The organism is bacterium (assembly GCA_037131655.1).
Lineage (GTDB): Bacteria > Armatimonadota > Fimbriimonadia > Fimbriimonadales > JBAXQP01 > JBAXQP01.
On sequence record JBAXQP010000087.1, the window covers coordinates 1 to 9,400 of the forward strand.

The following is a 9,400-nucleotide window of genomic DNA, read 5'->3' on the forward strand; positions in this document are numbered from 1 at the left end:
CGCGTGTCACCTCATACTTACCGATCCAATAGCCCGAGAGGGTCACCCAGTGCTGGGGCAACTCGTCAGATTGACGATCGCCCGCGTCGTTGCCCACATTAGAGTTCCCCATCAGGAACCTGCCCGCCGGGATGTAGATCATCTTGCCTTTATATTTAAAGTCCTTGGGTAGAGGCGGCACCTTAGGTTTAGCAGCCAAAGCGCCGCTATAAGCCGCTATCATACACAGAAGGATTGCTAAGCCCAATAAACGTGTTCTCATAACACTCTCCTTGTCATCAATCATAGATAACCCTCGTACTGTATTGTAACGTAAGAACACCGGCGTGTCAAGTAAACAAGAGGTTGCCGCTATGTTCACTAACATGGCGGCAACCCCTTAAACTATTCGCTTTACCTCACAGGTATCAAGATCACCATCATCTCGTGGCCAGTGAAGTGCATCGGCTCGTTGGGGGGTAATACGGACAGTTCGGCCGTGACTGGGTTGAAGCGGTGGAGGTCGCCTTTGACAGAGAAGTCCACTTTAACGGTTACAGGTGTCTTCTCCTCGTTGAAGAGGAAGTAGCAGTGGAAGCCGGACTTCAAGATGTGGCGGATACGCAGGCCGGTGGTGGCGGGGGTGACGTTGACGTCGGGTTGAACTAATGCGTCGATATGTTGGATTAGTGACGCGTCATCGGTGAAGGGGATGACGCGGTTTGAGCGGGTTAGCGGCTCGATGGCAGCTAGGACAGAGGCGGGGGGAGTTTGCTCGGTGATGAGCGCTTTGTAGAGCATGCCGGCGATGTGAATGCCTTCCTCGTCAATAACGGCAGTGTCGATAAGGTCGCGCTCTTCGATGTAGTTGAAGTCGCGTTGTGCTTGGAAGCAGGCCTTGGCGGGACGCCAGGGGAGGTAGTTCGACCTGCCAAGAATGGCAACCTCGCACACATGCTCGCAGTCAGTGTTGAGCCAGCTAAGGCGGCGACAGGGATCGGAATACTCCCGGTAGCGTCCCCACCAAGCAGCATTCGGCCCCACATCCGGAGGTCTTTCATCAAACCGCTCGCCCCTGATCGAATAGTAGAAGGCGTGCGGATAGAGCAGGTTCACGCCGCGCACAAAGCACCAATTCGTTAACCATGTCATCTCATCCCACGTCAATTCGTGTCCATAGGTGCCCAGGAGTTCGTTGGCGTTACGCCGTCTTCCAAAGTGGATCATTGCGGAAGAGGAACACTTGCCCTGCGTCGATTCGGAGCCTTCAAGCGAGTTGGGTTCATCAGGAAGGACTGCTCGCCAGACAAGGTCCTGCCCCGGCAACTGGAAGAGGCGCAGTCTGCCGTAGTCATCGGGCTGCCATGGGTGGCCGGTAAGCGCGATGCCATGACCTTCACACCACGTAGAAAGGGGCTGGTAATAGGTCACTTCCAACCGGTCGTTGACCGCGCGAATGTACTCCGCACGATAGTGCAGCGCCTCAGGCTCGTCGTGGTACCACAGTGCCGGCAGGTGCGGCGTGAAGTCGTACCCCAGAATGCGGTTGACATGCTCAAGGATGCCTGTCGTGCCCGGCCACACCCCAAGTGGCGGCTCTTGCCCCATAAGCGCAGGCTCGTCGGTGAAGATGGCGAATATCGTATTGCCGAAGTATTGCCCAAAGCGCTCGGCGTACTTATCGTAAACCAGGCGAATGAAGGCGGCGCTGGTCTCCGGGTTCAAGAGATCCCCATGAGCGGGCATCTCCTCGGCTGGCCCTTCGTCGATAAAGTGAAGCCCCCGAATGACAGCGCCTATCTTTCGGTCAATAATAGCTATGCGCTGACCGTTATGCCGTTTCACGACCGCCACCAACACCTCGTCCTCTTGGAGCGTCGGCTTCTCGCCATCGCCAAGGTCGATCTTGCTCAGTCCGCGAGTGGCTAAAGCGGGGTTCTCTGCCACAATCTGACCGCTGGAAGAACCCGATGGGTACATGCCTTCATCATAAAGGCACACGCACATGCCCCGCCTATGAGCCTCCTCAATAGCGAGCTTATGCATCGCCAGCAATGCCTCAGACATCCACCCCTGATGGTGCGGCAACCCCACACGCGGATGAATAACAAACCCATCCACCCCATGCGCCTGAAAGTCATCCATCTGCCGAATGATCTCACCCTCTTCGAGTGTATCATTCCAAAACCAAAACGGCATCACGCTATATTCATTAGGCGGTTGTATTAATTCCAACGGTAACTTCATTTAAGCAAACTCCTTCATGTCTAATTGCACGGGTGAGGTGTCAGTTCTGAGTTCCAGATTACCTAATCCCTGCCTCCTACGCACAAGATACCCCAATACAAATACCTCAAAGACGTATCACTCAGGGGCAAAGTCGTGAAATCTGTCTGGAAGGTATTGCAGAAGGTTGCTTAGGCGCAATCAGAAAGCATTGGGTGAATTGCTACCAAAGCAACGAGCTTTATAATCTATTAGTTCAACGCCGGAAGGGCTTGAAGTAATTCAGCAGAAGTGTCAAAGCGTTGAGCTCCGTTATCTAAGAGCGCGCGCCAAAGGATAGCGGCATCACCCATACAGAAGTCGCGGTCGGTAAAGTTCTCCTCACCTAATACCCACACCTTTTTACCTATGTCACAGGCCTCTTTGGCTAGTTTCAGGTTGGCTATGTTACCGACGCCGAAGGGGATGTCGGTTAGCACTACTTGTTCTGCCGCTTGAATTAGGGCGCGGGCCTCTTCTAGCGCGCTTTCACCAATAGCTGAATAGGGGTTTTCTACGGCTTGTTCGAAACCTAACGCCCGGGCGGCTTCCTCATCGGTGTCCAATAGGTTCGTGACACCAACCGTTACCCCATAACCTTTTTCACGAAGCGATGGGAAGAGAGCAACCCCGCTTGCACCGCCGCAGATGACATGAATTGTTGGCGCTGAGGCATCCACAACCTGAGCGGGAGCTGCAGGAAGAGTAAAAACGGCCGGCTTGCCCGTGAACGGATTAATTCGAACCATAACAGGTGTGCCATATGCCTTGTGTAGCAATTCAGGTTGAAGCACCTCTTGGGGAGTACCCACTGCCACCAATTTCCCCTTCGATAACAGAGCAATCTTATCGGCATATTCAGCCGCCAGGTTGAGGTCATGCAACGCGCTGACCACCCCTAAACCCTCCTGACGCACCATTCGATAGAGCCGCTGCAAGATAGCCGCCTGATGGCCGATATCGAGATGGGCCATCGGTTCATCCAATAGCAGCAGCTTTCCCTGTTGAGCAAGAGCGCGCGCCAAAGTCACACGCTGCCTCTCTCCACCGGATAATGCAGTAATCGGCTGGTCGGCAAGTGTAGTGACCCCAGCTTGCTCCATTGCCCACTCGACAACTTGCCTGTCAGATCGCCCCTCCCCCCAACCCTTTTGATGCGGCATTCGGCCCATCATCACGACTTCGCGAACGGGGAAAGAGAAAACAGGCGCTTCTTCTTGAGGGGCAAACGAAATTGTGCGAGCGGCTTCTTGAGCAGATAAGTGGTATAAATCTTTGCCGTTAAGCGCAACACTGCCGATTTTTGGCTTCAACACCCGGCTTAGAACCCGAAGAAGCGTTGTCTTACCGCTGCCATTCGCCCCCACCAGCGCTAAAAACTCACCTGAATTCACTTGAAGCGAAACATCATGCAGCACAGTGCGCTGCTGGTAACCGGCGGATATGTTTTCGGCAGTAAGTAAAGTGGACATAACTTAATCCAACTGAGAGGAAATCACGCCGTGTTCAAAGGCGCGGTACATGCGAGCATAAAGTCCGTCTTGTCTTAAAAGTTCATCATGTGTTCCGCTTTCGACCAAGCAGCCTTCTTTCATGACTAATATACGATCCGCCCGTTTGGCGGTGCTTAATCTATGGGCGATCATAATCGTTGTGCGATTGCTAATCGTATTCTCCAAAGCAAGTTGAACCGATCGCTCTGAAACAGCATCGAGCGAAGAAGTGGCTTCATCGAGCACTAAAATCGGAGGGTTCTTGAGCACGGCGCGGGCAATTGCAATCCGTTGAGCCTCGCCTCCACTTACCGCCGCACCACGCTCACCAAGCAAAGTCTCGTAGCCTAGTTCCTTCTCCATGATGAAGTCGTGAGAATAAGCAGCCTTTGACGCTGCTTCCACCTCCTCATCAGTCGCGCCCTCTTTGCCATAACGAATATTGTCGCGAATAGAGCGCGCAAACAGCATCGTCTGCTGAGGCACTACCCCAATCTGCTCGCGCAAGGACTTCTGCGTTACCTCGCGAATGTCATACCCACCCACAAGAATGCGCCCTTTAGATACATCATAAAAGCGCATCATCAAGTCCATCAATGTGCTCTTCCCCGCCCCGCTGAACCCTACCAACGCCACAACTTCATCAGGATTGATTGTGAAGGAGACATCCTGGACAGCTATATTGCCGTCAGGATAAACGAAAGATACATTTTCGAATACAACCTCGCCATTAACTCGCGGCATAACCTTAGCGTCCGGCGCATCAACAATATCCGGTTCAATATCAATCGCTTGAGCGAAAATTCTTTCTGCAGCGGCTAACACTTGTTGGCGAGTTATGTTCAGCGAACCAACGCTTCCGGCAGCGAGTGCTACCGTGTTCAGGATATAAATGAATTTAAATAAGTCGCCGACGCCCATTCCGCTTGCAAGCACAAGCCGACCACCATACCAGAAAGAAAACATAATGGCGAGAGCGCCAATTAGCTCAGTCGTAGGCTTGAGCTGAGCGGCACGTTTAATTCCACGCATTATCTGCTTGAGGGTCTCGCGACTTTCGCTGTTGAAACGCTCAACCTCATAGTCCTCTCGCGCGAATGATTTTACAACGCGAACTCCATTAACGCATTCTTCAACAACACTTGTCAGGTCAGCTAACTTGCCCTGCACACGTGATTGAATGACCCTAACACGCCTTCCAATACGTTGAATGAAATTTGCAACCAATGGCAAACAGACAAGAACGACGAGCGAAAGCTTCCAGCTAGTTATGAAAAGAATAACCAAACCACCAACAACCTGCACAGGCGCAATGACGAAATCACGCACGAGCATCGCGCCATTCTGAACGACAGAAACATCGTTACTTACTAAGGACTGGAACCATCCCGTCCGATGTTTCTCATAAAAAGAGAGGGAGAACTTCTGTATACGGGCAAAGATCGCCTCGCGTAGGTCGGCCGCTACGCTGTTGGCCACCAATCCCAGAGAGTAAGTTTGCCCAAAAGCAGCAAAATAGTTGATGATAAAGACACCAACAACAACAACAGCAATAAAGTTGAGATGCGCAATGTTTTTCGGCAAATCCGCTGCAGAACTTCTCTGAAGCGAATCTAATGCTTCCTTTATCAAGAAACCAACGCCTAGCTTAACACCCGCCACAACAGAGGCACACAGTATGCCCGTTATAAGGGGGCCCCGTTGCTTAAGGATATAATGAATTACTCGTTTTTCATCCGTTGTCATTCAAACCTGCTAACTTGCATAGACTAAAATATAAACCACCGTGCCGCGATTAAGGTGGTGGCTAAGATCATCCAAAAGGCCGATGATTGTTCGCGATTAATTGTAACTTGTTCCCATGAAAACTTAGCTTGAGTTTTAAACGATTTCTTAAATCGATATGGCAATAAGCGTGGTATACCTTGCATATACTTTTCATAGGTGTCAGGAAATAGCTTACTCATGAACCGCTCTTCCCAGTACATGCTGACCCCAAAGATTAGCAACGTAAATACCGTCACAGTAATACTCGTTATTAAGTGCGACGATACGAAGCACCACCCAAACATCACGAATATTGTACCTGTGTATAAGGGATGCCTTACCAAAGCATAGGGTCCGCTGCAAGCCACTGAATGGCTCTTATCCACAAAACCGGATGCCCAAATTCTAATTGCCAAACCTATTCCGACTAAAACCCCGCCGATTACTATTCCAGGGATAGTCGGTTGGGCGACAAGTATTAAGATAATTGGAACAAGAAGAAATAGGCGGGGGCGCCGGCGCACAATCCATCGGGTAAAAGCATTGCCGATCAGGATTTCAGCAGTTGAACTGCTATCTCCGCTGTTCTTTCCGTTGCTCCCTTCGACCCCAATCGCGCCCTCACGTTTTCGAACCCTTGTATCTGTTTGCATCTGCAGGACGATTCTCCTAATAGCGGAATAAGCTCATCCGCAATACGTTTCGGTGTTGCCGCTTCTTGAATTAATTCAGGCGCTAAAGGCGCCTCTGCGAGAATATTAGGCAGACTGATATAATCGAACTTCGGCTTGCGTATTCGATATTCAATATTCATCAGGAACGATCCTCGGTAGATGACCACCATCGGGGTTCCTTGGATAGCCGCTTCGAGTGTCGCGGTGCCTGATGACATAACCAGCGCCCTGCTATAAGCCATTATTTCGTAATTTTGGCCGCTTATAAATCGATATGGAAGCTGCGTATGCCGCTTCCATATCTGCTCTGCTACTTCGGATGAGATAGTGGGCGCGAGCGCAGCAAGATATAACGCTGAAAGACCCCTTTGTTCCAATAACTCCGCGACCCGAGCAAGTACCGGTAAGTGGTGGTTCAATTCATGCAACCGACTACCGGGGAAAAACCCCACTAAAGTCGCGTCTTCCGCAATCTCATGCCTGCTAAAAAATTCTTTTTTTTCAATAGTCGGACAAGCAAAATCGAGAAGAGGATGTCCTACCCACTCGACTTCCCCCCCCATTTGTTTAAGCATCTCAAATGACCAATCGAATGGGGTGGCAATACGATCAGCAATTTTGGGCAAATCACTCCCTTGCTTAGTCTTTCGCCAAGCGCCAGGGGGCATATAGTAAAGCGTTTTTATACCCTTCGCTTTAGCCCATTTACATAAAGGAACGTTGAATGCACCAAAATCAATACAAATCAACAAATCCGGTGGGGATGCCAGCCAACGCCGTTCCAAACGTTTCAAAGCTGAATAAATACGCGGAGCAACTTTGAGACTTTCAGTAATTCCCATCGCGCCCCATTGAGAAGCATCCTCAAGCAGGTTCACGCCCGCTTCCCGCATCTGCCTACTTCCAATACCTTCCAATTCAAGGCAGGGTAGCTTCAGTTTCAAGACATAAGCGAGCTTTGCGCCATAAAGATCGCCAGAGGCCTCACCGGCAACGATCCCTATCCTCGGCATATCAAGGCACATCCTGCGCTCGCCCAAATCGGCCATTCCTTAGGCAACGCATGAAATCTAAAAGGTAGACCACCTCAGGAAATAGTTCTATTTCATTTTCAACCATATCAATTGCATTTGATAAATTGCTGTGTGATCGAAAAAGGATTTTCCCTGCCTTGCGTAAAGCCATACGCGTTTCAGGGGATACACCCGCCCGTCTTAAACCAACCGCGTTAATCTCTTTAACCTTCATTGGGTTCCCTTCGACAATCATGAAGGGCGGAACATCAACATTGGCTCGGGTCATCCCGCCTACCATCGCATATTTTCCAACACGTACCTTCTGATGTACTCCTGTCAACCCACCGAAGTTAGCGAAATCTTCAATGCGCACGTGCCCTGCCACTGCTACGCTATTTCCAATCGTTATATTGCTGCCGACGGTACAGTTGTGGCCGATATGCATATAGGTCATCAAGAAGTTGTTATTGCCGACATGTGTAACGGTGCCTTCACCTGAAGCGCGGTGAATAGTAACGCACTCGCGAATAAGATTGTTATCGCCAATACGCAAAAACGAACGTTCGCCATGGTATTTACGATCTTGTGGGGGGCCGCCGAGAACAACGCCAGGGGAAACCTCGTTATTCTCTCCCAATTCCGTCCATTTTTCAATGACGACATGGGATATCAGGCGTGTTTTCGAGCCAAGCTTGGCAAACTCACCAACAGTGCAAAATGGGCCAATCTCAACATCATCGGCAATTTCTGCGCTCGGATGTACAATCGAGCTTGGGTGGATTAAGGCCACTAACGATCTCCTTCGTTATTCTTTAACAGCAGTGCTAACGCCACTTATATCCTGGTTGTGGTCAACGAGCGCAAAGGTCATCTCCGCTTCAGCAACAACATGACCATTAACTCTCGCATATGCTTGTACACGGCCAACATTATGGCGGAACCATACAAGCTGTACCTCAGATATCAACGTATCGCCCGGTAGTACCGGTTTTCTAAATCGAGTTTTGTCCAATCCTGCGATCAAAGCTAATTTTGAATGGCGGTCGGGAAGAGCGAGCATCATTACTCCGCCAACTTGTGCCATCGATTCGAGAACCAGCACGCCGGGCATAATAGCTCGCGTCGGGAAATGACCATTAAAAAACTGCTCATTCATAGTAACATTCTTGAGACCTACTGCCCGCTTGCCTGGCTCAAGTTCTAGAATTCGATCTACGAGAAGAAAAGGATAACGATGAGGCAGTATTGCGCGTACTGTTTCGGCATCCATGATGAAATTCTTGTCTTCCAAACGCTTAACCCTCCATCTCGATTGCGCGTGCCACTTCGCTTGCCAACTTAATGTTCAAGGCGTGGCCCATCTTTACTCCTAGAAAGCTTACCCCATACAGAGGTATTCCGACCATCATCAGGTCGCCGAGCATATCCAGCAGTTTATGACGGACAAGTTCATTTGAATAACGCAAAGGGGTTGAATACTTCTCTTTCTGAATCACAATCGCATTATCAAGCGACCCGCCACCCGCCAATCCTTGCGCCAACAATGCCTCGACTTCATAGTCAAAAGCAAAGGTTCGCGCCGAAGCTATCTCTTTAATATAAATTTCTTTAGTTAACTCAAAGGTGCCCGCCTGAGCGCCTACGAACGGATGGTCGAAGTGAATTAATCCAGTAATCGTATTGCCACTTGGATAAACGGAAGCTATTTTATCGCCATTTGTGACTGTTATCGGCTTAGTTAGCTTAGGCGCATTCATTTCTCCGATATAATTCACGCCAACTTTATCGATAGCCTCAACAAACAACTTTGCGCTGCCATCTAATGCTGGGATTTCACCGCCATCAACTTCGATAACCGCATCCGTCACCTGCATCCCATAAAGTGCCGATAGCAGGTGCTCGACGGTCAAAATGAGCTTCCCATCCGATCCAGTAGAAGAGCAACGGGAAGTATCTTTCACATAGTCCCACCGAGCTGGCCAAGTTACATCCCCACATCGAAATTGAACCCCATTATCCGACGGATGCAGCCGAACCACACAGTCCTCTCCACTGTGCAGCCCTTTCCCTTCCCAAGTTATCGTTTCGTTGACCGTGTAACGTTTCATAATAAATTTTAAGCAGTCAGCCCCGAAGCGCCAGTGTCACGCCAGTTCTGGAGTCTTTCTCTTCTTATGTAGGGGCGTAGCTTACTACGCTTATATAC

The 9,400-nt window shown here is 50.1% G+C and carries 9 protein-coding genes; all 9 read right to left on the reverse strand.

Annotated elements, in window-relative coordinates; genetic code table 11:
- On the reverse strand, positions 1 to 262 hold a 262-nt coding region (locus WCO51_05675; GenBank protein ID MEI6512750.1), incomplete at its 3' end, for an SUMF1/EgtB/PvdO family nonheme iron enzyme.
- A gap of 131 nt (positions 263 to 393) precedes the next feature.
- On the reverse strand, positions 394 to 2,226 hold the full coding sequence (locus WCO51_05680) for a hypothetical protein (GenBank protein ID MEI6512751.1): 1,833 nt from the start codon (positions 2,224 to 2,226) through the stop codon (positions 394 to 396).
- Positions 2,227 to 2,456: 230 nt separating this feature from the next.
- Positions 2,457 to 3,716, reverse strand: coding sequence for a heme ABC transporter ATP-binding protein (locus tag WCO51_05685; GenBank protein ID MEI6512752.1), 1,260 nt, complete (start codon positions 3,714 to 3,716; stop codon positions 2,457 to 2,459).
- A gap of 3 nt (positions 3,717 to 3,719) precedes the next feature.
- A complete protein-coding gene (locus WCO51_05690) occupies positions 3,720 to 5,483 on the reverse strand; it encodes an ABC transporter ATP-binding protein (protein MEI6512753.1) in 1,764 nt (587 codons plus the stop codon).
- Between the two features lie 23 nt (positions 5,484 to 5,506).
- Positions 5,507 to 6,157, reverse strand: coding sequence for an isoprenylcysteine carboxylmethyltransferase family protein (locus WCO51_05695; GenBank protein ID MEI6512754.1), 651 nt, complete (start codon positions 6,155 to 6,157; stop codon positions 5,507 to 5,509).
- Positions 6,055 to 7,191, reverse strand: coding sequence for a lipid-A-disaccharide synthase (gene lpxB, locus WCO51_05700; GenBank protein ID MEI6512755.1), 1,137 nt, complete (start codon positions 7,189 to 7,191; stop codon positions 6,055 to 6,057). Before lpxB ends, WCO51_05695 begins: the two co-directional genes overlap by 103 nt.
- A 1-nt stretch (position 7,192) precedes the next feature.
- On the reverse strand, positions 7,193 to 7,984 hold the full coding sequence (gene lpxA, locus WCO51_05705) for an acyl-ACP--UDP-N-acetylglucosamine O-acyltransferase (GenBank protein MEI6512756.1): 792 nt from the start codon (positions 7,982 to 7,984) through the stop codon (positions 7,193 to 7,195).
- Positions 7,985 to 7,999: 15 nt separating this feature from the next.
- Positions 8,000 to 8,485: a 3-hydroxyacyl-ACP dehydratase FabZ gene (gene fabZ, locus WCO51_05710; protein MEI6512757.1), complete on the reverse strand. Its 486-nt coding sequence runs from the start codon at positions 8,483 to 8,485 to the stop codon at positions 8,000 to 8,002.
- Positions 8,486 to 8,489: 4 nt separating this feature from the next.
- Complete coding sequence (gene lpxC / locus WCO51_05715; GenBank protein ID MEI6512758.1) at positions 8,490 to 9,302, reverse strand: UDP-3-O-acyl-N-acetylglucosamine deacetylase; 813 nt, start codon at positions 9,300 to 9,302, stop codon at positions 8,490 to 8,492.
- Positions 9,303 to 9,400 lie beyond the last annotated feature (98 nt).